Source organism: Empedobacter sp. UBA7620, assembly GCF_002484185.1.
In the GTDB taxonomy this organism is placed as follows: Bacteria; Bacteroidota; Bacteroidia; order Flavobacteriales; family Weeksellaceae; genus Empedobacter; species Empedobacter falsenii_C.
Genome location: NZ_DLJI01000009.1, coordinates 40,118 through 61,855, shown reverse-complemented (window position 1 = coordinate 61,855; position 21,738 = coordinate 40,118). Strand labels below are relative to the sequence as shown.

The window sequence follows — 21,738 nt, the reverse complement described above, 5'->3', positions numbered from 1 at the left end:
AATTTTTAAAACCATAAAAAATAGTATTAATTATGATGACAACTTCATTTATTATGTTAGGTATTACCGTAGTTTGGAGCTTTTTGGTATATTTAGTGTTCGGTTTAATTTGTGCTGGAATTGCTAAAGCAATAATGCCAGGTAAAGATCCGGGAGGATTTTGGGTAACTGCACTTATAGGTATTGTTGGTGCATATTTAGGAGCGTATATGCGTACAATTTTAGGAATTTCTCATGATGGAGAAGTAAGTTTTTTCAGTCCATTGGATTGGATTTTTTCAATCTTAGGATCATTAATTTTATTATTTATCTGGAAAAAATTATTAGCTCCAATGTTTAATAAATAATTCATTACAATTATAAAAAAAATCCTTTATCAGAGACTGATAAAGGATTTTTTTTGTTCATATTATTTATAAAGGAAGAATGTTTTTCTCGTATTTCTGATTAATCATAATTGCAGAAGCTTCGTAGAAAGCAATAAATCCGCAGATGATTCCTGTCCAACCAGCAAAATGTAAAATGCTTTGATCTCCTGTAAAGTTTCCTGCTGCTAATAAAAAGAATAGTAAGGTTAACGATCCGAATAATAATTTACCAACCAAATTGCCTTTTAGTGTTTGGAAAAAGTTGATTAATGTAAATAATCCCCACATTCCTAAATAACATCCCATCGCATTTCCGTCTGGTTTTTCTACGCCAAACATTGGTGCTAACCATGTAAATACAAGTGTTAACCAAAAAGCGCCATAAGACATGAATGCAATACTACCAAAGTTGTTTCCTTTTTTCCATTCCATAACGCCAGCCACAAATTGTGCTCCGCCTCCAAAGAAAACACCCATTCCCATAATCATACTATTAACAGGGAAAAAACCTGCATTGTGTATGTTTAATAAAATAGTTGTCATTGCAAAACCAAATAATCCTAAAGGTCCAGGATTTGCTGTTTGGTCTTTAATTGAGTAAATATTATTCATGTTATTTATTATTTTTAGACAATAATAATCTGAAAATAATAAATAAAAAAGAATTTATTCATAAAAAGTGTGTAACGTACACTACAAAAGTATTTTAAATGAATAAATTATTGATATTTAATAAATTGGTTACTAAAATTTTTATTGTCTTAAATAAATAAAAAAATCCGTTAATTATTATTAACGGATTTTTGAATTTGAAATATAATGTGATTATTTCTTTTTGTTCTTTTGTTGTTGCTCTTGCATTTCTTGAGCTTGTTTCATCATTTCTTGCATTTTCGAAGCAAACTTACCTGTTTTTTTAGGTTTCGTTTTATTTGTTTCGATGATTTGATGAATCTTCGCTTCGTGAATCATATATTTCTTAATATATAACACGATGAAAATATTAATCGCATTGGATACTAAATAATACCAAGATAAACCTGAAGCGTAATTGTTAAGGAATACAAAGAAGAAAACTGGCATTACATACATCATGTATTTCATGAATTGCATGTTTGGCATTCCTTCTTGTTGTGGCATTTGGAAGTTATCCATAGATCCAGAAACTTTAAAATAAATCATCATTGCAACAATGTATAATAAAGCGAATACACTTAAGTGACCATTAAGGAATGGAACCCATTCTGGTAATTTGATTAAATCATCGAATGCTGTTAAATCATCTACGAACCAGAAAGGAACACCTCTCAAGTCGATTAAGTTCGGGAAGAAACGGAATAACGCATAGAAAATAGGAATTTGTAATAATGCTGGTAAACATCCTGCTAATGGATTGATTCCTGCATTACGATAAATTGCCATTGTTTCTTGTTGCTTCTTCATCGCATCTTTTGGATCCTTGTATTTTTCGTTGATTTCATTCAACTCTGGACGAACAACTTTCATCAATGCAGATTGACGGTATTGTTTGTACATAATTGGAGATAAAATCAATTTTACAACGATTGTCATCAAGAAGATTACCCATCCGTAAGTGATTCCTACAGAAGCTAACCATTTGAAAACATTCAAGAAGAAATATTTATTCAACCAACCAAATAATCCCCAACCAAAGTCAATTAAGTTTTGGAATCCTTTGTCGTTGTAATCTTTCAACATTTTATAATCCAATGGAATAAAATCCCATGTGAATTTAGAATTGATTTCACTATTTTTCAACTCTAATTTAGAGTTTAAGTGATAGTGTTTACTATAAGTTAAATCCTCTTTATCAGAGTTTTTAGAACCACCTTTTGTTGTTTTAAACCCTTCATCATTTGATAAAACTGTTGCGAAGAATTGTTGTTTGTTGGCTACCCAAGAAATAGCTTCCTCTTCTTCCCATTCGTCAGAACCAAATAATTCGTATTCGATGTCTTTGTTTCCTTTGAACTGAAAATAAGTATGTGACCAATATTTCTCTTGATCTTTCCCTTTCTCAGTACTGAAACCGTCCATTGTCCACGCTAAATCTACATTTTTCTCAGAAGTGATGTTAGATAAACCTTGCGTTTTAACTTCGAAATCGATACCATAAGAATCTCCTAATGTATAGATGTATTGAATTTGACTATTTTGAGCATTCGCTGTAAACGTCACAATTGTATTGTTCGCATTTTTCTGTACTTGAGGCACAAATACTAAATCCGAAACATTAAGAACAGCTCCTTGTTTTGTTTTGAATGATAAATTGAACTTACTTGATCCATCTTTTATCAAATGTAAAGGATCTTTATGTCCATCTTTTTTGTCATTGTAAGCTGTATATCCAACGATTTGTACGTCAGAAATTTGAGCTCCTTTTGGCGAAAAAGTAACTTTTAATTTATCATTACTAACTTCAACATCTTTTGCTAATGTAGGATCTACAGTTTGAAAAGCTTGTGTTGTAGCTGTTTTATTTAATTGTTCCTGTTTTTTCGCTTGCTCTTGCTTTTGAACTAATTCTTTTTTCTGTGCTTCGACCTCCGCTTCCGAAGGTTTGTTTAGAAAATAGAATACGCCAAAAAGAATTGCAATTAAAATAAAACCAATCGTTTGGTTAAAATCAAATTTTTTCTCTTGTTGCATTTAATAAATCATTTTGTTTATTCAATAAAGAAGCTTCGATAAAACTTATAAATAAAGGATGTGGCGAAGCAACTGTACTTTTATATTCCGGATGGAATTGTACACCTATATAATATGGGTGTTGATTATGTTCTAAAATTTCTACTAATTCTGTTTCAGGATTTTTACCAACTGGAATAAAATTGTTTTCAACAAATTCATCATAAAAATCATTGTTGAATTCGTATCTATGACGATGACGTTCTAAGATTTCGGTTGTGTTGTAAATTTTCTCAATTTTTGAATTAGGAGTTAATTCACATTTCCAATTTCCTAAACGCATTGTTCCTCCTTTGTCCGAAACATCTTTTTGATCTTCCATCAAACTGATAACAGGATAAGGCGTTGTTAAATCCATTTCTGCTGAATCTGCTTTCTCGTAACCTAAAACATTACGCGCAAATTCGATTGCCATAATTTGCATTCCCAAACAAATTCCTAATGTTGGAATATTATTTCTTCGTGCATAATTTGCAGCAATTATTTTACCTAAAATACCACGATCTCCAAAACCTGGCGCGATCAAAATTCCCGAAACTCCTTTCAATTGCTCTCCAACATTGTATTCTGTAATATCGCCAGAATATACCCAACGAACTTTTACATTCGTTTCGCAAGTTGCAGCAGCATGTGTAAATGCTTCTGTAATTGATTTATAAGAATCGTGTAACGAAACGTATTTACCAACTAAAGCAATCTCGATTTCGTTTTTAGGATTTTTATGATTTGATAAGAATTTGTTCCAAACTGTAAAATCTGGTTCTTGATCAGTTGGCAAATCTAAGCCTTTTAAAACAACTTCATCAAAATTTTGTTCATGTAATAAGAATGGAACCTCATAAATTGTGTCTGCATCCATACTTTCAATCACATTTTCTTTGCGAACATTACAGAATAAAGCCAATTTAGCTTTTACATCCTTTGGTAAATGACGCTCTGTACGTGTAACTAAAACATTGGCATGAATACCATTTTCCATTAATGTACGAACAGAATGTTGAGTAGGTTTTGTTTTTAATTCACCCGCAGCAGCTAAATAAGGGACTAATGTTAAGTGAATAACAGAAGAATTGTGTTCTCCTAATTCCCAAGTTAACTGACGGATAGATTCGATATAAGGTAAAGACTCAATATCTCCAACCGTACCTCCAATTTCAGTAATGATGATATCATAATCACCTGTATTACCTAATAATTTGATACGACGTTTGATTTCGTTTGTGATATGAGGAACAACTTGAACTGTTTTTCCTAAATAATCTCCACGACGTTCTTTTTCTATAACTGTTTGATAAATACGACCTGTAGTAACTGAGTTAGCACGAGATGTTGCTCGGTTCAAGAAACGCTCATAATGTCCTAAATCTAAATCGGTCTCTGCACCGTCTTCCGTAACGTAACATTCTCCATGCTCGTAAGGATTAAGTGTTCCTGGGTCTACATTTATATAGGGATCCAATTTCTGAATTGTTACTCTATATCCTCTTGCTTCTAGTAGCATTCCTAATGATGATGCTACGATTCCTTTTCCTAACGACGATGTTACTCCTCCGGTAACGAAAATGTACTTTGGTGCTTTGTTTGTTTCCATTGAATCTTTAAATCAATGGTTGCAAATTTACGAATAAATAATGGGGTAAAAAAAAGTGGGAGTGAAATTTAGAAAAATAAAAATAGGCAAGCGATCTACATCACACCGCTACGACCGTATACCTTTGCTACGTTCCCGTCCTGGAGGATTCAACAGGAGCTGGTTGTGTAGGACTTGCCTGATGCAAAGGTAAGAAAGTTTTGTAAAAATAAAAGTGTTTATTGAAAAAACTTTCTTGTTGCTTAGGTCTGATTGAATTAATAGATTGATTTACAAATAAAAATTAGAACTAAAAAAGTAATTGATATTGTAAAAAATAATTGAAGAAAAGAATTTATGAAGATAAATTCCTTTTTAAATCATACAATTTAATAGAGAAAGAATTACGAGATATAATTATCTTTGCAGAATGATTAGTTTTAATAAAATTTTCAAAAACTCTTTGGTGCTTACAGCAATTACATTAGCATTGTTTTTCGCGCTTTACTTTTATTTTTCTTTAAACGGAACAGTTTCTGTAAAAGATTATTACACTTACAGCTTCATGATTTGCTGTTTTATTGTATTACCTTTGTATGCATTATATTGTTTTTTAATAATTTTCAATTTATCGAAAAATAAAGCAAAAAATCATCAAACTTCAGAAGAATTAATGACTTTCAAAGAAGGTTTTAAAGTTGGTTTCTACACGATTTTCTTTGCAGGAATCATGAGTTTGATTGTTATTTTTGTATTCTTCAATACTTATGGAGAATGGGCACAAGATAGTTTGAAACAAGGGTTATTAGATACTTTTACGTCTAATATGTCTGATCCAAAAGTCGCAAAAGATATCGAAACATTTAGAAATTCGGATGATTATAAAACACTTAATTTATTTACTGTGAAAAACTTCTTCGGATTATCCTCAATTTTCTTATCTTTCTACATCGCAATTGCAGCGATGTTTTCACAATTCTTAAAAAAACGTGTTTTTTAACATATGGATATTTCAGTTGTTGTTCCTTTACTGAACGAACAAGATTCCTTAGAGGAATTATTCTACAGAATCAAAAAAGTCTGTGAACAGAATGATTTTACATTCGAAGTTATTTTCGTTGATGACGGGAGTACAGATGATTCGTGGCAAATTATAGAGTATATTGCCAACTTCAATACAGAAGTGAAAGGAATTAAATTCCGTAAAAATTATGGTAAGTCTCCAGCACTTAGCGCGGCTTTTAAAGAAGTGAAAGGTGATGTTGTGATTACTATGGATGCAGATTTACAAGATTTTCCTGAGGAAATACCGTCGTTATACAAAATGCTGAAAAACCAAAAAGCAGATATTGTTTCGGGTTGGAAAGAAAATCGTCAAGATAATAAATTGACAAAAAATCTTCCTTCGAAATTATTCAATGGTGTAGCACGTAAAACCTCTGGTGTAAAATTGCACGATTTTAACTGTGGTTTGAAAGCTTATCGTTGGGAAGTAACGCAAAATATCGAATTGTATGGTGATATGCACCGTTATATTCCTGTTTTAGCGAAAAATGCGGGATATTCGAAAATTATTGAGAAAAAAGTAAAACATCAAGCGCGTAAATATGGTGTTTCAAAATTTGGAGCAAATCGTTTTGTAAATGGTTTCTTGGATTTGATTACACTTTTCTTTGCGTCAAGGTTTGGGAATAAACCAATGCATATTTTCGGTTTATTGGGTACATTGATGTTTATTTTAGGGTTTTTCGCTTCATTTTATTTAGGAATCGAGAAATTATATAAAGTTTATATTTCCCATACACCAGCCAGATTAATCACAGATAGTCCTTATTTTTATATTTCGTTAGTTTTTATGATTTTAGGAACGCAATTATTTTTGGCGGGATTTTTGGGCGAGTTAATTGTTCGCAATAATCGCGAAAAACAATTGTATTTAGTTCAAAAAGAATTGAATTTAAACTAATTAAATAACCAACTACTATGAAGAAAATATTTTTATTAGGATTTTTAGGTTTAGTTGCAACTTCGTGTTCATCATCAATTGATGGAGAAGGTGCTGCAACGGCTCAAAAAGAATATACAGCTGATAATATCAAAGATTTGAGCGTTTCGTGTAATTGTAATGTTATTTTAGTTCCAGGAAATAAATCTGGAGTTAAAGTAGAATCGCATCAAAATATTATTGATAATTTAGAAGTTGAAGCAAAAAATAATGCGGTTACAATCAAAGAAAAATCAAATGTAGACCATTATAGTGCCTATGATTTGTACGTTTATGTGACACGAGATTTAGAAAAGATTGATGCAAATAAACAAACTTCTTTGACTACTTCTGGAACATTGAATGTTGATGAATTGACTATCTCTGCGAAAGATCAAGCGAGAATTAATCAAACTTTTTTGATTACAAACAACTTTGATTTGAAAGCAGATGATCAATCTAATATTATGTTAGAAGGAACTGCTGGAACTATGAAAGTGAAAGCTTATGGCGAAGCACAATTGAATTTATTCAAATACGAGGTCAATGAAGCTAATTTCACAACAGATGATAACGCTTTATTAGACATCAATGCACGCCAAACCTTATATGGTTCTGCAAAAGGAAACTCAATTGTAAATTTTATGGGCGATCCTAATAAGGATACAAAAATTGCCGACCGCGCCCAAGTATTAAAAAAATAAAAGATAAGAATGACTTCAAGTTTAGATAATGCTAAATTATGGCTTTCTGACGCTTATGATGCGGAAACAAGAAAAGCTGTTCAAGATTTAATTGATAATAATCCAACCGAATTAGACGATTCTTTTTATAAAAACCTTGAGTTTGGAACAGGAGGAATGCGTGGTATAATGGGTGTTGGAACAAATCGTTTAAACAAATATACACTTGGTGCAGCAACGCAAGGTTTAGCAAATTATATTAATCAACAATTTCCGAATAAAGAGAAAAAAGTTGCGATTGCATACGATGTTCGTCACAATTCGGATACGTTTGCAAAAATGGTTACCGATGTTTTGACTGCGAATGGAATCAACGTTTATTTGTTTGAATCTTTTCGCCCAACGCCAGAATTGTCTTTTACAGTTCGTCATTTAGGTTGTGATGCTGGAATTGTGTTGACAGCTTCCCACAATCCTCCGATTTACAATGGTTACAAAGTTTATTGGAATGATGGAGCGCAAATTGTTCCGCCACAAGATGGAGAAATTATTAATGAAGTAAATAATGTAAAAGTAGAAGAAATCAAATTTCAAGGTAACGATGCATTGTTAACGTATATAGGTAAAGAAATTGATGAAGCTTTTATTGATGCATGTGTAGCGAACGGAAGTTTTACACAAGATGGTAAGGAAGATATAAAAATTGTTTTTACTTCTATTCACGGAACTGCCGTTGCAATTACGCCAAAAGCTTTTGATAAAGCTGGTTTTACTCAAGTTCATCAAGTTGCTGAACAAGCAATTCCAAGTGGAGATTTCCCAACAGTAAAATCGCCAAATCCAGAAGAACCAGAGGCTTTGACTATGGCAGTTACTTTAGCGAATGAAATTGGTGCTGATGTTGTGATTGGAACAGATCCTGATGCGGATCGTGTAGGTGTTGCAACGCGTAACAATGAAGGTGAAATTGTTTTATTAAATGGTAACCAAATGAATACTGTTTTGGCTTATTATTTATTAGAAAAATGGCAAAAATCGGGGAAATTAGTTGGAAATGAATTTATCGGATCGACAATCGTAACGTCTGATATTTTCTATGATATTGCTGCGAAATTCAATGTTGATTGTAAAGTAGGATTAACAGGTTTCAAATGGATTGCTGATATGATTCGCAAATTCGAAGGCAAAGAAAGTTTTGTTGGAGGAGGAGAAGAATCATTCGGATTTATGGTTGGAGACTTTATCCGTGATAAAGATTCTGTTACAACAGCTTTATTGGTTTCTGAAATTGCTGCTGTACAAAAAGCAAAAGGAAGTTCTCTGTACAATAAATTAATGGAAATCTATCTTGAAATCGGAAAAGCATATCAAGAAGATTTAATTAGTATTGTAAAACCTGGAAAAGAAGGTGCAGAGTTAATTGCTAAAATGATGGTTGAATTTAGATCAAATCCTCCAAAAGAATTAGCAGGATCTAAAGTTGTTCGTGTAAAAGATTTTCAATCTTCTATCGACAAAGATTTAATTTCTGGTGAAGAAAAAGCGATTGAGATACCAAAGTCAAATGTATTGATTTTCTATACAGAGGATGGAAGTAAAGTAGCTTGTCGTCCTTCTGGAACAGAACCAAAGATTAAATATTATTTCTCTGTAAATGCTTCACTTTCTAACAAAGAAGATTATCCAGCTGTTCAACAAACGTTGTTAGCGAAAATCGATTTATTGAAAGAAGATTTTAGCAAATAATCATTCAAGAATAAATATTAAAATAAATAGAAAATGGCCGTCAATTTTGACAGCCATTTTTTATATGATTAAATTTTTAATGTTAGAAAAACATCGAAAATAGATAATAAAATCCTGTTGCAATAAGTGCAGAAACTGGAATTGTCAAAATCCAAGCCCATAATAAACTAATTGTAACTCCCCAACGAACGGCAGAAACTCTTTTTACCATTCCAACACCAATAATAGATCCTGTGATCACGTGAGTTGTAGAAACTGGCATTTTGATATGTTCAGTAAAAAATAATGTAATAGCTGAAGCTGTTTGAGCAGTGAAACCTTCGATAGGAGTAATTTTTGTAATTTTATTTCCCATCGTTTTTAGGATTTTCATTCCGCCACCTAAAGTTCCTAAAGCAATTGCAGAGAAACACATAATCGGAACCCAATCGTGAATATCAGTACTACTTGTTGTGATGAACCAATGCTTCCAATTGAAAACATCATTCAAAATCCAATCATTCATATCCGTATTAACAATTGCAGTTTGATTAGCAAGTAAAGCAAACGTGATCACTCCCATTACTTTTTGAGAATCATTCAAACCATGACCAATACTCAACATCGCAGAAGAAACTAATTGCAATTTCTTGAACCAAGCATCTGCTTTATGTGGTTTTGCATTTCGACAAAGATTCAGCGTGATGATGTAAATAACATTACCAGCGACTAAACCAATAATTGGTGCAACCAAAATAAAAGCGATAATCGTTAAGATAATCGTACTGTTAATAGCAGAAAAATCATAACCTGTTGCAGCTAATGCACCTCCAGCTAAACCACCAATCAAGGTGTGAGATGAAGAGGAAGGGATTCCTAATTTCCAAGTTAAAATATTCCAAGTGATTGCTGCAGAAAGCGCCGCCATAACAACGATAGATGGATTGGATCCAAATGCGACGACAACATCTTCTTTAATAATTTTTGCGATTGTGTCTGCAACTCCAAATTCTCCAATGATAAATTTGGCAATGAAGAAAGCAACAAAATTGAAGAATGCAGCCCATATAACGGCTTGAATAGGAGTTAAAACCTTTGTAGTAACAACCGTTGCAATAGAGTTTGCGGCATCGTGAAAACCATTTAAGAAATCAAATAAAATGGCTAAGCCGATAATGATAAATAATACAGTTAATTGCATGGCGCAAATTTAAAACTTTATTAAACTTATCATTTATCAATTTCGAAAATTATTTCAAAAATAAAAAAGGAGCTAATAAAAGCTCCTAAATATTAATGATATTGATTGTTATTTTTAAACAAATAATGTTACGATGTAGTAGATTAATGCAGCTAATAATGCAGAGACTGGGATAGTAAGAACCCACGCCCAAAGTAAACTGATTGTAACTCCCCAACGAACTGCAGATACACGTTTCGTTAAACCTACACCAATAATAGAACCTGTAATTGTATGCGTTGTAGAAACTGGAATTCCGAAATGCTCAGAAATATAAAGCGTCATTGCTCCAGAAGTTTCAGCAACTACACCTTCCAATGGCGTTACTTTTGTAATTTTAGAACCCATCGTTTTGATGATTTTCCATCCACCACCCATTGTACCTAATGCGATAACAACAAACGATGTAATAGGAACCCACATCCAATGCGCTACGAAATACTGGAATTTATCTTCTGCTTGTACATAAGCCGGATCAAAATCGACATTAATGTGATAAAAGATAACCGCTGCTCCAATAATACCCATTACTTTTTGCGCATCATTCATACCATGTCCTAAAGAGAAAAGAGCAGAAGAAACTAATTGTAATTTCTTGAACCACCATTCTGCTTTTGCAGGTTTGGCTCTTTTGCAAATATGAAGCGTGATTATGGTTAATATCGAGGCGATAATCATACCAATTAATGGTGCTAATACGATAAAGCAAATAATTGGAATTACTTTTTTGTAAACAATTACATCTTCTCCACCAGCAGAAAAACCACCGGCGTGAGCTAATGCAGCTCCAATGAAACCACCAATTAATGTATGAGAAGAAGAAGAAGGAATACCAAACTTCCATGTTAATAAGTTCCAAGAAATTGCAGCGATAATTCCAGCTAAAATAACTTCTAGTGTAATAAAATGCTCGTTAATCGACTTTGCAATAGTGTTACCAATCTTAAATTCTCCAATCCAATAAACTGAAATAAAGTAAGCAGCAAAGTTGAATGCGGCAGCCCAAAGTACAGCTTGAAAAGGCGTTAAAACCTTAGTTGCAACAATTGTAGCAATTGAGTTTGCGGCGTCGTGAAAACCATTAATATAATCAAAAACAAAAGCTAAGACGATAATAGTAATCAATAACATTCCTGGCGTAGACGATAACATGCTCGAAAACGCTGAAAAAAAATCTGTCATAATCTTTTAGATTAAGTTTTGGTTATGAATGTTTTACCGCTACAGCTTCCAATACGTTAGCAACACTTTTACACTTGTCTGTTGCAGATTCTAATGAAGATAAAACCTCCTTATACTTGATGATATTTTTAACATCAGTTTCGTTTTCGAAAATTTCCTGAACTGCTTTATCAAAAATACGATCCGATTTATTTTCTAATTTATTGATTCGTTCACATATTTCGTAAATACGATTTACGTTTCTCAAATCTTTCAATTGCTCAATTCCCTCTCCGATTAATTGACAAGCCTCTAAGTTAACAGCTGTAATTTTGCGGATAGATTTTGTAATTTTATCTACTTGATAAATATTGATACGATTCGCTGCTCCATTTAAATTATCTGCAACATAATCGATAGATTTTACTAATTGATAAATATCTTCTCTGTCAAAAGGTGTGATAAAGTTTTTGCTTAACTCTAAATTTGTTTTTTGAGTAAGATATTCAATTTTGCTTTCTATCTTAGAAATTTGCGCGATGTAATCTTCGCGTTCTTCAACTGGAGCGTTTACACATTCATGTAACAATTCAGCTAATTTGATTAAACTTTTTGAAGCTTCCTCGAACAAAGGATAGAATACTTTATCCTTCGGAGTAAATAATTTAAAAAATGAGTTTACCGACATTCAATAATGTTTTGAAGTGCAAAATTAATTTTTCTAATGTAAAATTAACATTAAATAAATATTATGCGAACGTTTTTATTAAAATATATCGATAATTATATGATATTCAGATTAATTAAAAATACGAAAAGTTATTAGCTTAGAGAAAAATAATATAGGATAAAGTTTTAATAAATTTTGTTGTCAATAGATGTAGATAAGATACTATCACTTATCAAAAATTAGGTTTATTGATAATTTACTTGTTTTGTTATTCTTGAATTAAAATTCTGTAAAATATAGTTTATAATTCTTTAAAAAATTATAAATCAATGTAAAATAAATCCATTATTATTTGTTTTTGTATAAATTATTTGTAGTTTTGCATGCCCAAAAAATGGGTTTAATCCAAATTTAAAAGGAAATTTAATTAGTATGCCAACAATTCAACAATTAGTTAGAAAAGGTAGAAAAAAACTAACCAAGAAGAGTAAATCGGCTGCATTGGAATCATGTCCACAACGCCGCGGTGTTTGTACACGTGTTTACACTACAACTCCTAAGAAACCTAACTCAGCAATGCGTAAAGTTGCTCGTGTTAGATTAACAAACGGGAAAGAAGTTAACGCGTACATCGGTGGTGAAGGTCATAATCTTCAAGAGCACTCGATAGTATTGGTTAGAGGAGGTAGAGTTAAAGATTTACCAGGTGTGCGTTACCACATTGTACGTGGAGCGTTAGATACTGCGGGAGTAAACGGACGTACTCAACGTAGAAGTAAGTATGGAGCGAAACGTCCTAAAGATGCTAAAAAATAAATTTAAGGTAAGATGAGAAAGACAAGAGCTAAAAAAAGACCTTTACTTCCAGATCCTAAATTTAATGATCAGTTAGTAACTCGTTTCGTAAACAACTTAATGTACGACGGAAAAAAATCTGTAGCATTCAAAATTTTCTATGATGCGTTAGAAATCGTAGATTCTCGTAAAGAAGATGCAGAAAAAACTTCATTAGACATTTGGAAAGAAGCATTATCTAATGTAATGCCTCACGTAGAAGTACGTTCTCGCCGTGTTGGTGGAGCTACATTCCAAATTCCAATGGAAATTCGTCCAGACCGTAAAATTTCAACAGCAATGAAATGGTTAATCAAATATTCTCGTAACAGAAACGAGAAATCGATGGCTCAAAAATTAGCTGGAGAAATTATTGCAGCTGCTAAAGAAGAAGGATCTGCCGTTAAAAAACGTCAAGATACTCACAAAATGGCAGAAGCTAACAAAGCATTCTCTCACTTTAGATTCTAATACACGATGGCAAGAGATTTAAAATACACAAGAAACATTGGTATTGCTGCTCACATCGATGCAGGAAAAACTACAACGACAGAGCGTATCTTATTCTATTCAGGTAAGAATCACAAAATTGGAGAAACTCACGAAGGATCAGCTACAACTGACTGGATGGAGCAAGAGGCTGAAAGAGGTATTACAATTACTTCTGCAGCTGTAACAGTAGATTGGACATTCCCAACAGAACAAGGTAAACCATTACCAGACGCTAAAGGATACCACTTTAATATTATCGACACTCCTGGTCACGTTGACTTTACAGTAGAGGTAAACCGTTCTTTACGTGTTTTAGATGGTTTAGTTTTCTTATTCTCAGCAGTAGATGGAGTTGAACCTCAGTCTGAAACAAACTGGCGTTTAGCAGATAACTATAAAGTTCCTCGTTTAGGTTTCGTTAACAAAATGGACCGTCAAGGAGCTGACTTCTTAAATGTATGTCGTCAAGTACGTGAAATGTTAGGATCAAACGCTGTTCCTATTGTATTACCAATCGGTGACGAAGCAGACTTTAAAGGAGTTGTAGATTTAATTAAAAATCGTGCAATTGTATGGCATGATGAGAATCATGGTTCTACATTTGATGTTGTTGAAATCCCAGCTGATATGGTTGATGATGTAAGACAATTCCGTGGTCAATTAATTGAAGAAGTAGCTGCGTATGATGAGAACTTATTAGAGAAGTACATGGAGGACGAAAACTCTATTACTGAAGAAGAAGTTCACGCTGCATTACGTGCTGCAACATTAGACATGTCTATCATCCCAATGACTTGTGGATCTTCGTTCAAAAACAAAGGTGTACAATTCATGTTAGATGCTGTATGTCGTTACTTACCATCACCAAGTGATAAAGAAGCGATCCCAGGAACTGACCCAAAAACTGACGAGCCTATCACAAGAAAGCCTTCAGTTGATGAGCCATTCGCAGCATTAGCATTTAAAATTGCTACTGACCCATTCGTAGGTCGTTTAGCATTCTTCCGTGCTTATTCAGGTGGATTAGACGCTGGATCTTACGTGTTAAATACTCGTTCTGGTAACAAAGAACGTATTTCTCGTATCTTCCAAATGCACGCGAACAAACAAGAGCCTATCGAGAGAATCGAAGCAGGTGATATTGGAGCTGCAGTAGGTTTCAAAGATATTAAAACAGGAGATACTTTATGTGATGAAAAAGCACCTATCGTATTAGAGTCTATGGACTTCCCAGATCCAGTAATTGGTATCGCAGTTGAGCCTAAAACGAAAGCTGACGTTGATAAATTAGGTATGGCTTTAGCTAAATTAGCTGAAGAAGATCCAACATTCCAAGTAAAAACTGATGAGGCTTCTGGTCAAACAGTTATTTCTGGTATGGGTGAGTTACACTTAGATATCATCGTTGACCGTTTAAAACGTGAATTTAAAGTAGAGGTTAACCAAGGAGAGCCTCAAGTAGAGTACAAAGAATCATTCTCTCGTCCAGCTAATCACCGTGAGGTTTACAAAAAACAATCAGGTGGTCGTGGTAAATTTGCTGATATCGTTTTCGAAATGGGACCAGCAGATGAAGGAAAAGTAGGTTTAGAATTCGTTTCAGAAATTAAAGGTGGTAACGTTCCAAAAGAATTTATCCCTTCTATTGAGAAAGGTTTCAAAGCTGCAATGAAGAATGGACCTTTAGCAGGATTCGAAATGGATTCGTTAAAAGTTACTTTAAAAGATGGATCTTTCCACCCTGTGGATTCTGACCAATTATCTTTCGAGTTAGCTGCTCAAATGGGTTACAAAGCTGCTGCAAAAGCTGCTGGTGCTCAAATCTTAGAGCCTATCATGAAGTTAGAGGTTTTAACTCCAGAAGAAAACATGGGAGACATTGTAGGTGACTTAAACCGTCGTCGTGGTCAAGTATCAGGAATGGATGATAGAAATAACGCTAAAGTTATTAAAGCTATGGTTCCATTAGCAGAAATGTTCGGATATGTAACTTCATTACGTACATTATCTTCTGGTCGTGCTACATCTACAATGGAATTCGATCACTACGCTCCAGCACCAACAAACGTGTCTGAAGCTGTAATCGCTAAAGCAAAAGGTAACGCTTAATTCAAGAAAAATGAGTCAAAAAATTAGAATAAAATTAAAATCTTACGATTATTCTTTAGTTGATAAATCAGCTGAAAAAATCGTAAAAACTGTAAAAGCTACAGGAGCTGTTGTTAATGGACCAATTCCATTACCAACTCACAAAAGAATCTTTACAGTTTTAAGATCTCCACACGTTAACAAAAAATCTCGTGAGCAATTTCAATTATCAGCTCACAAAAGATTATTAGACATTTATTCTTCTTCATCTAAAACAGTTGATGCTTTAATGAAGTTAGAATTACCTAGTGGTGTTGAAGTAGAAATTAAAGTATAGTTAGCTGTATTTTAAATAAATATAAACCCTGAGACGTGCACATCTCAGGGTTTTTTTATGAATTACTGTAAGAATGCTTTGATTGATATTTTTCGCTGTTTGTAAACTTTTGAAAAATAATCAATTGAAAGTTTGTTGTTTACAAATTAATTCATACATTTGCATGCTAATTTTAGAGAAGATCTCTAGTGGTCGAAAGTCCACATTCTCTGAAATATTAAACAAATTATTAACATATTTTAATCAAATGTCAGGTATCATTGGTAAAAAAATCGCGATGACTAGCTTATTTGATGAGAACGGGAAAAATATTCCTGTGACAATCGTAGAGGCTGGGCCATGTGTGGTTACTCAAGTCAGAACCGTAGAGAAAGATGGGTACGTTGCTGCTCAACTTGGTTTCGATGACGCAAAAGAAAAAAACACGACTAATGCTTTAAAAGGTCACTTTAAAAAAGCAGGAACTACTCCAAAGAGAAAGTTAGTTGAGTTTTACGGAGAAGAATTCGTAAACTCTTTAACATTAGGAGGAGAAGTTAACGTTGAGTTATTCAACGAAGGAGAATTTGTAAGTGTTACAGGTACTTCAAAAGGAAAAGGTTTCCAAGGTGTTGTTAAACGTCATGGTTTCGGTGGGGTAGGTCAAGCTACACACGGTCAACATAACCGTTTAAGAGCTCCAGGTTCTATCGGTGCTGGTTCAGATCCATCTCGTGTATTCAAAGGAATGCGTATGGCTGGAAGAATGGGTGGTAAACAAGTTACTGTTCAGAACTTAAAAGTACTTAAAGTGGATACTGAGAAAAATCTTTTAATTGTTAAAGGTGCTATCCCAGGTCCTAAAAATTCATACGTAATCGTTAGAAGATGGAAGTAGTAGTATTAAACATCAAAGGTCAAGAAACTGGAAGAACAGTATCTTTAGACGAGGCAGTTTTCGGAATTGAGCCTTCTACACACACAGTGTACTTAGAAGTTAAACAATATTTAGCAGCTCAACGCCAAGGAACGCACAAAGCAAAAGAAAGAGCTGAGATTGCGGGATCAACTCGTAAAATCAAAAAGCAAAAAGGAACAGGTACAGCTCGTGCTGGTTCTATCAAATCTCCAGTGTTTAGAGGAGGAGGTAGAGTTTTCGGACCACGTCCAAGAAACTACTCTTTCAAATTAAACAAAGCACAAAAGAGATTAGCTAAAAAATCAGTTTTATCACAAAAATTAGCTGAGAATGAAATCAAAGTTGTTGAAAACTTTTCTTTCGAAGCACCAAGAACTAAAGAGTTCAAAACTGTTTTAACTGATTTAGGATTAGAGAACACAAAATCATTATTCGTATTAGGTGAATCTAATAGCAATGTATATTTATCTTCTCGTAACTTACAAAAAGTTAAAGTTGTTACAACTGAGGAATTAAATGTATTTGATTTAATCAATGCTTCTCAAATCGTATTTTTAGAAGGTTCTTTAGCAACAGTTCAAGAAAATTTAACAAAATAAGACGAAGAAAATGGGAATCATAATTAAACCAGTAATTTCAGAAAAAGCAACTAATAACAGTGAGTTGTTAGGGCAATATTCGTTTTATGTAGACACAAAAGCTAACAAAATTCAAATTAAAGAAGCTGTAGAAAAAACTTACGGTGTATCTGTAGTTTCTGTTAGTACTTTAGTATCTGCTCCAAAAGTAAAAACTCGTTACACAAAAACAGGTTTTCAAACTGGAAAAACAAATAAGTTGAAAAAAGCGATCGTTAGCTTAGCTGAAGGTCAAGAAATAGAGTTGTTCGGATAATTTAAGAATTAAAAAATGTCAGTAAGAAAATTAAAACCTATCACCCCGGGACAACGTTTTAGAGTGGTTAATGAATTTGCGGCAGTAGATAAAAATGCTAAGCCAGAAAAGACATTAGTTGAAGGAAAATCTAAATCGGGTGGACGTAACAACACTGGTAAAATGACAATGCGTTATATCGGTGGTGGACACAAACAAAAATATCGTATCATCGACTTCAAACGTGATAAAGAAGGTGCTGCAACTGTAGAATCTGTACAATACGATCCAAACAGAACTGCATTCATCGCTTTATTATCTTACGAAGATGGTGAAAAACGTTACATTATTGCTCAAAATGGTTTGAAAGCTGGACAAGTAATTGTTTCAGGTGAAAACGTAGAACCAGAAGTAGGTAATGCTATGAAGCTTAAAAACATGCCATTAGGTACAGTAATCTCTTGTATTGAGTTACGTCCAGGGCAAGGAGCGGTTATGGCAAGAAGTGCAGGTACTTATGCTCAATTAGTTGCGCGTGATGGTAAATATGCTATCGTTAAGTTACCAAGTGGTGAATCAAGAATGATTTTAGTGGAGTGTAAAGCAACAGTAGGTGTTGTTTCTAACACAGACCATCAGTTAGAAGTTTCTGGTAAAGCTGGTCGTTCTAGATGGCAAGGTCGTCGTCCAAGAACTCGTCCAATGGTTATGAACCCTGTAGATCACCCAATGGGTGGTGGTGAAGGTCGTGCGACAGGAGGTATCCCTCGTTCTCGTAACGGTATTCCAGCGAAAGGTTACAAAACTCGTGACAAGAAGAAAGCGTCTAACAAATATATTGTTGAAAGAAGAAAAAAATAATTTATGGCACGTTCATTAAAAAAAGGACCATTCATCCACTATAAATTAGAAAAGAAAGTTCTTGCTAACGTAGAAAGCGGTAGCAAAAACGTGATCAAAACATGGTCAAGAGCATCAATGATTTCTCCTGATTTTGTTGGTCAAACAATCGCAGTACACAACGGAAAGCAATTTATTCCTGTTTATGTTACTGAGAATATGGTAGGTCATAAATTAGGTGAGTTCGCTCCTACACGTACTTTTAGAGGTCATGCCGGAGCTAAAAACAAAGGAAAAAAATAGTAAAGGGCCATGGGATCTAGAAAAAGATTAAGTAACGAAAGAATCAAAGAAGCTAACAAGCAGGTAGCTTTTGCGAAATTAAATAATGTTCCTACTTCTCCTCGTAAGATGAGATTAGTAGTAGATATTATCCGTGGAGTTGAAATTCAAAAAGCTTTAGGTATTTTAAAATATACTAAAAACCACGCTTCAATCCGTTTAGAGAAATTGTTATTAAGCGCTATCGCTAACTGGCAAATCAAAAATGAAGGAGCTGATGTTGAAGAAGCTGGATTATATGTTAAAGAAATCTCTGTTGATAGTGCACGTCAATTAAAAAGAATTCGTACTGCACCTCAAGGTAGAGCACATAGAATCAGAAAACGTTCAAACCATGTAACTTTGGTTTTAGGAACTAAAGAAGATAAACAAAAAGTACAAGATTAAGAATATGGGACAAAAAACTAATCCAATCGGAAATCGTTTAGGAATCATCAGAGGATGGGATTCTAACTGGTACGGTGGAAATGATTACGGTGATAAAATTGCAGAAGATGCAAAAATTCGTACTTATTTAAGAGCACGTTTGTCTAAAGCCGGAGTTTCTCGTATTTACATCGATCGTACTTTAAAATTAGTTACAGTAACTGTAACTACTGCTCGTCCAGGTATCATTATTGGTAAAGGTGGACAAGAAGTTGACAAATTAAAAGAAGAGTTAAAGAAAATCACTGGTAAAGAGGTTCAAATTAACATCTTCGAAATTAAGAGACCAGAATTAGATGCAATCTTAGTAGGGGATAGTATCGCTCGTCAAATTGAGAATCGTATTTCTTACCGTCGTGCTATTAAAATGGCAATTCAATCAGCAATGAGAATGAACGCAGAAGGAATCAAAGTTCAAATCTCTGGTCGTTTAAACGGTGCAGAGATGGCACGTTCTGAAACTTATAAAGATGGACGTATTCCTTTGTCTACATTCCGTGCAGACATTGATTACCACATTTCAGAAGCTCATACAACTTATGGTCGTTTAGGGATCAAAGTATGGATCATGAAAGGTGAGGTATATGGTAAGAGAGAATTATCTCCTTTAGTTGGATTACAGAAAAAACAAAAAAAATCTGACAACAACAGAAAGGGAGGTGAAAGATCTAATAATAGAAAGCGATAATTTAGTTTAACAACTAACATAAAGAATTAAGTAGATATGTTATCACCGAGAAGAGTAAAGTTTAGAAAAACCCAAAAAGGTAAGATGAAAGGTGTTTCTCACAGAGGAACTCAATTAGCTTACGGGACTTTCGGGATCAAATCTTTAGACGAAGCGTTTATTACAGCACGTCAAATCGAGGCAGCTCGTATTGCTGCAACTCGTTTCATGAAGAGAGAGGGTCAATTATGGATTAAAATATTTCCAGATAAACCAATTACTAAGAAACCAGCAGAGGTACGTATGGGTAAAGGTAAAGGTGCACCAGAATATTGGGTAGCTCCTGTACAACCAGGTCGTATCTTATTCGAAGTAGGAGGTGTGCCAGTAGAGGTTGCAACTGAAGCATTGCGTTTAGCAGCTCAGAAGTTACCTGTTAAGACTAAGTTTATCGTTGCACGTGATTTCCAAAATTAATAATTTCAAAAATTAAGAAAAAATGAAAGCAGCAGATATTAGAAATCTAAGTGTTGAGGAGTTACAAGCTAAAATAGCTGAAGAACAAGCGAACTACGATCAATTAAAATTGACAAACGCTGTTTCTCCTGTAGCAAATCCAATCGGTATTAGAGACTTACGCAGAACAATTGCTCGTTTGAATACCGTGTTAAACGAAAAACAATCATAACAGTAATCTGTAACTGATGGAAAGAAAATTAAGAAAAGAAAGAGTAGGTTTAGTTACATCAAACAAAATGGAAAAAACCATTGTTGTAGCTGAAACTAAGAAGCAAAAGCACCCATTCTATGGGAAATTCGTTTTAAAAACGAAGAAATATACAGCGCACGACGAAAATAACGAGTGTAACGAAGGTGACACAGTGCGTATCATGGAGACTCGTCCTTTGTCTAAAAACAAAAGATGGAGATTAGTAGAAATCATTGAAAGAGCTAAATAAGATAAGTTATGTTACAACAAGAATCTAGATTAAAAGTTGCAGATAACACAGGAGCTCGTGAAGCATTAGTAATCCGCGTTTTAGGTGGTACTAAAAGAAGATACGCATCAGTAGGTGACAAAATCGTAGTTGCGATCAAAGAAGCTACACCTTCAGGAAACGTTAAAAAAGGTGCTGTATCAAAAGCTGTTGTAGTTAGAACTAAAAAAGAAGTTCGTAGAAAAGACGGTTCATATATCCGTTTCGACGATAATGCATGTGTATTATTGAACACTCAAGGAGAAATGCGTGGTACTCGTGTATTCGGTCCAGTTGCTCGTGAGTTACGTGATAAAGAATATATGAAAATTGTATCATTAGCCCCAGAGGTATTATAATAGAACAACATGGCAAAGTTAAAAATTAAAAAAGGAGACAAAGTAGTCGTTTTATCAGGATCTAACAAAGGTCAAACTGGTACTGTGTTACGCGTATTCCCTGACAAAGCTAAAGCTATCGTTGAAGGGGTTAATATTGCAAAAAAACGTGTAAAGCCAAGCGCACAAAATCCACAAGGTGGAGTTGTTGAAAAAGAAGCTCAAATCTATTTATGTAAATTGGCTTTAGTAGATCCAGAAACTGGGAAAGCAACGAAAGTAGCGATCAAAGAAGAAGGAGGGAAAAAAGTAAGAATTGCTAAAAAATCAGGAAAAGCTATCTAAGATGAGTACAACAACATACACACCTCGTCCGCAGGTTAAATATAAAGAAGAGATTGTAGCTGCTCTTAAAGAAGAGTTCGGATACAAATCTATTATGCAAGTTCCTAAATTAGAGAAAATTGTTTTATCTCAAGGTTTAGGTGCGGCTACAGCTGACAAAAAAATCGTTGA

Annotated in this window: 27 protein-coding genes, 1 other RNA gene and 1 pseudogene; 22 read left to right on the top strand and 7 right to left on the bottom strand. The window is 33.9% G+C overall.

Going from position 1 to position 21,738, the window contains the following annotated elements:
• Nucleotides 1-32 precede the first annotated feature (32 nt).
• Nucleotides 33-347: a GlsB/YeaQ/YmgE family stress response membrane protein gene (locus tag B2217_RS01600; RefSeq protein ID WP_291122015.1), complete on the top strand. Its 315-nt coding sequence runs from the start codon at nt 33-35 to the stop codon at nt 345-347.
• Nucleotides 348-413: 66 nt separating this feature from the next.
• Here the strand turns inward: B2217_RS01600 and B2217_RS01595 are convergent, their stop codons facing one another.
• The 4 genes from B2217_RS01595 to ffs form a co-directional block, all read right to left on the bottom strand.
• A complete protein-coding gene (locus tag B2217_RS01595; protein ID WP_221853941.1) occupies nt 414-980 on the bottom strand; it encodes an acetate uptake transporter in 567 nt (188 codons plus the stop codon).
• Nucleotides 981-1,193: 213 nt separating this feature from the next.
• Nucleotides 1,194-3,038 (bottom strand): membrane protein insertase YidC, encoded by a 1,845-nt coding sequence (yidC, locus tag B2217_RS01590; RefSeq protein WP_038335391.1) that lies wholly within the window; start codon nt 3,036-3,038, stop codon nt 1,194-1,196.
• Complete coding sequence (locus B2217_RS01585) at nt 3,016-4,668, bottom strand: CTP synthase (RefSeq protein ID WP_291067165.1); 1,653 nt, start codon at nt 4,666-4,668, stop codon at nt 3,016-3,018. The genes yidC and B2217_RS01585 overlap by 23 nt, the downstream gene beginning before the upstream one ends.
• Before the next feature lie 81 nt (nt 4,669-4,749).
• Nucleotides 4,750-4,848: signal recognition particle sRNA small type (ffs, locus tag B2217_RS01580), an RNA gene on the bottom strand.
• Between the two features lie 229 nt (nt 4,849-5,077).
• On the opposite strand from ffs, the gene B2217_RS01575 reads away from it, so the two are divergent.
• The 4 genes from B2217_RS01575 to B2217_RS01560 are packed head-to-tail and all read left to right on the top strand — an operon-like array spanning nt 5,078 to nt 9,060.
• Complete coding sequence (locus B2217_RS01575; RefSeq protein WP_114998993.1) at nt 5,078-5,647, top strand: DUF4199 family protein; 570 nt, start codon at nt 5,078-5,080, stop codon at nt 5,645-5,647.
• Nucleotides 5,648-5,650: 3 nt separating this feature from the next.
• A complete protein-coding gene (locus B2217_RS01570; protein ID WP_114998995.1) occupies nt 5,651-6,613 on the top strand; it encodes a glycosyltransferase family 2 protein in 963 nt (320 codons plus the stop codon).
• A gap of 17 nt (nt 6,614-6,630) precedes the next feature.
• Nucleotides 6,631-7,335 (top strand): GIN domain-containing protein, encoded by a 705-nt coding sequence (locus tag B2217_RS01565; protein WP_125349699.1) that lies wholly within the window; start codon nt 6,631-6,633, stop codon nt 7,333-7,335.
• Between the two features lie 9 nt (nt 7,336-7,344).
• Complete coding sequence (locus B2217_RS01560; RefSeq protein ID WP_286495354.1) at nt 7,345-9,060, top strand: phospho-sugar mutase; 1,716 nt, start codon at nt 7,345-7,347, stop codon at nt 9,058-9,060.
• A gap of 82 nt (nt 9,061-9,142) precedes the next feature.
• On the opposite strand, the gene B2217_RS01555 is transcribed toward B2217_RS01560, so the two are convergent.
• The 3 genes from B2217_RS01555 to B2217_RS01545 all read right to left on the bottom strand — a co-directional run bounded on the left by B2217_RS01555 (nt 9,143) and on the right by B2217_RS01545 (nt 12,128).
• Nucleotides 9,143-10,240 carry an inorganic phosphate transporter gene (locus B2217_RS01555; RefSeq protein ID WP_038335433.1) on the bottom strand — a complete coding sequence of 366 codons (1,098 nt, stop codon included), beginning with the start codon at nt 10,238-10,240 and terminating at the stop codon, nt 9,143-9,145.
• Between the two features lie 114 nt (nt 10,241-10,354).
• Complete coding sequence (locus B2217_RS01550) at nt 10,355-11,461, bottom strand: inorganic phosphate transporter (RefSeq protein WP_260509517.1); 1,107 nt, start codon at nt 11,459-11,461, stop codon at nt 10,355-10,357.
• A gap of 22 nt (nt 11,462-11,483) precedes the next feature.
• The gene (locus B2217_RS01545) at nt 11,484-12,128 is read right to left on the bottom strand and encodes a DUF47 domain-containing protein (RefSeq protein WP_038335434.1); all 645 of its coding nucleotides are present in this window, start codon (nt 12,126-12,128) and stop codon (nt 11,484-11,486) included.
• A gap of 414 nt (nt 12,129-12,542) precedes the next feature.
• On the opposite strand from B2217_RS01545, the gene rpsL reads away from it, so the two are divergent.
• The 17 genes and pseudogenes from rpsL to rplE form a co-directional block, all read left to right on the top strand.
• Nucleotides 12,543-12,926: a 30S ribosomal protein S12 gene (rpsL, locus tag B2217_RS01540; protein ID WP_019974211.1), complete on the top strand. Its 384-nt coding sequence runs from the start codon at nt 12,543-12,545 to the stop codon at nt 12,924-12,926.
• Between the two features lie 12 nt (nt 12,927-12,938).
• Nucleotides 12,939-13,415 (top strand): 30S ribosomal protein S7, encoded by a 477-nt coding sequence (gene rpsG, locus B2217_RS01535; protein ID WP_019974210.1) that lies wholly within the window; start codon nt 12,939-12,941, stop codon nt 13,413-13,415.
• A 6-nt stretch (nt 13,416-13,421) separates the two neighbouring features.
• A complete protein-coding gene (gene fusA / locus B2217_RS01530) occupies nt 13,422-15,545 on the top strand; it encodes an elongation factor G (protein WP_180905902.1) in 2,124 nt (707 codons plus the stop codon).
• A 10-nt stretch (nt 15,546-15,555) separates the two neighbouring features.
• Nucleotides 15,556-15,861: a 30S ribosomal protein S10 gene (gene rpsJ, locus B2217_RS01525; protein WP_019974208.1), complete on the top strand. Its 306-nt coding sequence runs from the start codon at nt 15,556-15,558 to the stop codon at nt 15,859-15,861.
• Between the two features lie 247 nt (nt 15,862-16,108).
• The gene (gene rplC / locus B2217_RS01520) at nt 16,109-16,738 is read left to right on the top strand and encodes a 50S ribosomal protein L3 (protein WP_026357390.1); all 630 of its coding nucleotides are present in this window, start codon (nt 16,109-16,111) and stop codon (nt 16,736-16,738) included.
• Nucleotides 16,729-17,358 (top strand): 50S ribosomal protein L4, encoded by a 630-nt coding sequence (gene rplD, locus B2217_RS01515; protein ID WP_038335460.1) that lies wholly within the window; start codon nt 16,729-16,731, stop codon nt 17,356-17,358. The genes rplC and rplD overlap by 10 nt, the downstream gene beginning before the upstream one ends.
• Before the next feature lie 10 nt (nt 17,359-17,368).
• On the top strand, nt 17,369-17,653 hold the full coding sequence (gene rplW / locus B2217_RS01510) for a 50S ribosomal protein L23 (RefSeq protein WP_038335466.1): 285 nt from the start codon (nt 17,369-17,371) through the stop codon (nt 17,651-17,653).
• Between the two features lie 15 nt (nt 17,654-17,668).
• Nucleotides 17,669-18,493: a 50S ribosomal protein L2 gene (gene rplB, locus B2217_RS01505; RefSeq protein WP_038335472.1), complete on the top strand. Its 825-nt coding sequence runs from the start codon at nt 17,669-17,671 to the stop codon at nt 18,491-18,493.
• A gap of 3 nt (nt 18,494-18,496) precedes the next feature.
• Nucleotides 18,497-18,775, top strand: coding sequence for a 30S ribosomal protein S19 (gene rpsS / locus B2217_RS01500; protein WP_019974202.1), 279 nt, complete (start codon nt 18,497-18,499; stop codon nt 18,773-18,775).
• A 9-nt stretch (nt 18,776-18,784) separates the two neighbouring features.
• Nucleotides 18,785-19,201: a 50S ribosomal protein L22 gene (gene rplV / locus B2217_RS01495; RefSeq protein WP_019974201.1), complete on the top strand. Its 417-nt coding sequence runs from the start codon at nt 18,785-18,787 to the stop codon at nt 19,199-19,201.
• A gap of 4 nt (nt 19,202-19,205) precedes the next feature.
• Nucleotides 19,206-19,928, top strand: a complete 723-nt coding sequence (gene rpsC, locus B2217_RS01490) for a 30S ribosomal protein S3 (protein ID WP_019974200.1) — start codon at nt 19,206-19,208, stop codon at nt 19,926-19,928.
• 36 nt (nt 19,929-19,964) lie between these two features.
• Nucleotides 19,965-20,384, top strand: coding sequence for a 50S ribosomal protein L16 (gene rplP, locus B2217_RS01485; RefSeq protein WP_038335490.1), 420 nt, complete (start codon nt 19,965-19,967; stop codon nt 20,382-20,384).
• A 22-nt stretch (nt 20,385-20,406) separates the two neighbouring features.
• The gene (gene rpmC / locus B2217_RS01480; protein WP_038335494.1) at nt 20,407-20,595 is read left to right on the top strand and encodes a 50S ribosomal protein L29; all 189 of its coding nucleotides are present in this window, start codon (nt 20,407-20,409) and stop codon (nt 20,593-20,595) included.
• A 16-nt stretch (nt 20,596-20,611) separates the two neighbouring features.
• Entirely contained in the window at nt 20,612-20,866 is a 255-nt protein-coding gene (gene rpsQ, locus B2217_RS01475; protein WP_019974197.1) for a 30S ribosomal protein S17, read from the top strand.
• A gap of 8 nt (nt 20,867-20,874) precedes the next feature.
• Complete coding sequence (gene rplN, locus B2217_RS01470; protein WP_019974196.1) at nt 20,875-21,243, top strand: 50S ribosomal protein L14; 369 nt, start codon at nt 20,875-20,877, stop codon at nt 21,241-21,243.
• A 9-nt stretch (nt 21,244-21,252) separates the two neighbouring features.
• Nucleotides 21,253-21,567, top strand: a complete 315-nt coding sequence (rplX, locus tag B2217_RS01465) for a 50S ribosomal protein L24 (RefSeq protein WP_038335509.1) — start codon at nt 21,253-21,255, stop codon at nt 21,565-21,567.
• Nucleotide 21,568: 1 nt separating this feature from the next.
• A pseudogene (gene rplE, locus B2217_RS01460) lies at nt 21,569-21,738 on the top strand (50S ribosomal protein L5); the annotation flags it as partial.

What these genes read in the sequence shown, in the direction of transcription:
- B2217_RS01600 (WP_291122015.1), top strand. Translation starts at nt 33, where the DNA reads ATGATGACAACTTCATTTATTATGTTAGGTATTACCGTAGTTTGGAGC.
- B2217_RS01595 (WP_221853941.1), bottom strand. Translation starts at nt 980, where the DNA reads ATGAATAATATTTACTCAATTAAAGACCAAACAGCAAATCCTGGACCT.
- yidC (WP_038335391.1), bottom strand. Translation starts at nt 3,038, where the DNA reads ATGCAACAAGAGAAAAAATTTGATTTTAACCAAACGATTGGTTTTATT.
- B2217_RS01585 (WP_291067165.1), bottom strand. Translation starts at nt 4,668, where the DNA reads ATGGAAACAAACAAAGCACCAAAGTACATTTTCGTTACCGGAGGAGTA.
- B2217_RS01575 (WP_114998993.1), top strand. Translation starts at nt 5,078, where the DNA reads ATGATTAGTTTTAATAAAATTTTCAAAAACTCTTTGGTGCTTACAGCA.
- B2217_RS01570 (WP_114998995.1), top strand. Translation starts at nt 5,651, where the DNA reads ATGGATATTTCAGTTGTTGTTCCTTTACTGAACGAACAAGATTCCTTA.
- B2217_RS01565 (WP_125349699.1), top strand. Translation starts at nt 6,631, where the DNA reads ATGAAGAAAATATTTTTATTAGGATTTTTAGGTTTAGTTGCAACTTCG.
- B2217_RS01560 (WP_286495354.1), top strand. Translation starts at nt 7,345, where the DNA reads ATGACTTCAAGTTTAGATAATGCTAAATTATGGCTTTCTGACGCTTAT.
- B2217_RS01555 (WP_038335433.1), bottom strand. Translation starts at nt 10,240, where the DNA reads ATGCAATTAACTGTATTATTTATCATTATCGGCTTAGCCATTTTATTT.
- B2217_RS01550 (WP_260509517.1), bottom strand. Translation starts at nt 11,461, where the DNA reads ATGACAGATTTTTTTTCAGCGTTTTCGAGCATGTTATCGTCTACGCCA.
- B2217_RS01545 (WP_038335434.1), bottom strand. Translation starts at nt 12,128, where the DNA reads ATGTCGGTAAACTCATTTTTTAAATTATTTACTCCGAAGGATAAAGTA.
- rpsL (WP_019974211.1), top strand. Translation starts at nt 12,543, where the DNA reads ATGCCAACAATTCAACAATTAGTTAGAAAAGGTAGAAAAAAACTAACC.
- rpsG (WP_019974210.1), top strand. Translation starts at nt 12,939, where the DNA reads ATGAGAAAGACAAGAGCTAAAAAAAGACCTTTACTTCCAGATCCTAAA.
- fusA (WP_180905902.1), top strand. Translation starts at nt 13,422, where the DNA reads ATGGCAAGAGATTTAAAATACACAAGAAACATTGGTATTGCTGCTCAC.
- rpsJ (WP_019974208.1), top strand. Translation starts at nt 15,556, where the DNA reads ATGAGTCAAAAAATTAGAATAAAATTAAAATCTTACGATTATTCTTTA.
- rplC (WP_026357390.1), top strand. Translation starts at nt 16,109, where the DNA reads ATGTCAGGTATCATTGGTAAAAAAATCGCGATGACTAGCTTATTTGAT.
- rplD (WP_038335460.1), top strand. Translation starts at nt 16,729, where the DNA reads ATGGAAGTAGTAGTATTAAACATCAAAGGTCAAGAAACTGGAAGAACA.
- rplW (WP_038335466.1), top strand. Translation starts at nt 17,369, where the DNA reads ATGGGAATCATAATTAAACCAGTAATTTCAGAAAAAGCAACTAATAAC.
- rplB (WP_038335472.1), top strand. Translation starts at nt 17,669, where the DNA reads ATGTCAGTAAGAAAATTAAAACCTATCACCCCGGGACAACGTTTTAGA.
- rpsS (WP_019974202.1), top strand. Translation starts at nt 18,497, where the DNA reads ATGGCACGTTCATTAAAAAAAGGACCATTCATCCACTATAAATTAGAA.
- rplV (WP_019974201.1), top strand. Translation starts at nt 18,785, where the DNA reads ATGGGATCTAGAAAAAGATTAAGTAACGAAAGAATCAAAGAAGCTAAC.
- rpsC (WP_019974200.1), top strand. Translation starts at nt 19,206, where the DNA reads ATGGGACAAAAAACTAATCCAATCGGAAATCGTTTAGGAATCATCAGA.
- rplP (WP_038335490.1), top strand. Translation starts at nt 19,965, where the DNA reads ATGTTATCACCGAGAAGAGTAAAGTTTAGAAAAACCCAAAAAGGTAAG.
- rpmC (WP_038335494.1), top strand. Translation starts at nt 20,407, where the DNA reads ATGAAAGCAGCAGATATTAGAAATCTAAGTGTTGAGGAGTTACAAGCT.
- rpsQ (WP_019974197.1), top strand. Translation starts at nt 20,612, where the DNA reads ATGGAAAGAAAATTAAGAAAAGAAAGAGTAGGTTTAGTTACATCAAAC.
- rplN (WP_019974196.1), top strand. Translation starts at nt 20,875, where the DNA reads ATGTTACAACAAGAATCTAGATTAAAAGTTGCAGATAACACAGGAGCT.
- rplX (WP_038335509.1), top strand. Translation starts at nt 21,253, where the DNA reads ATGGCAAAGTTAAAAATTAAAAAAGGAGACAAAGTAGTCGTTTTATCA.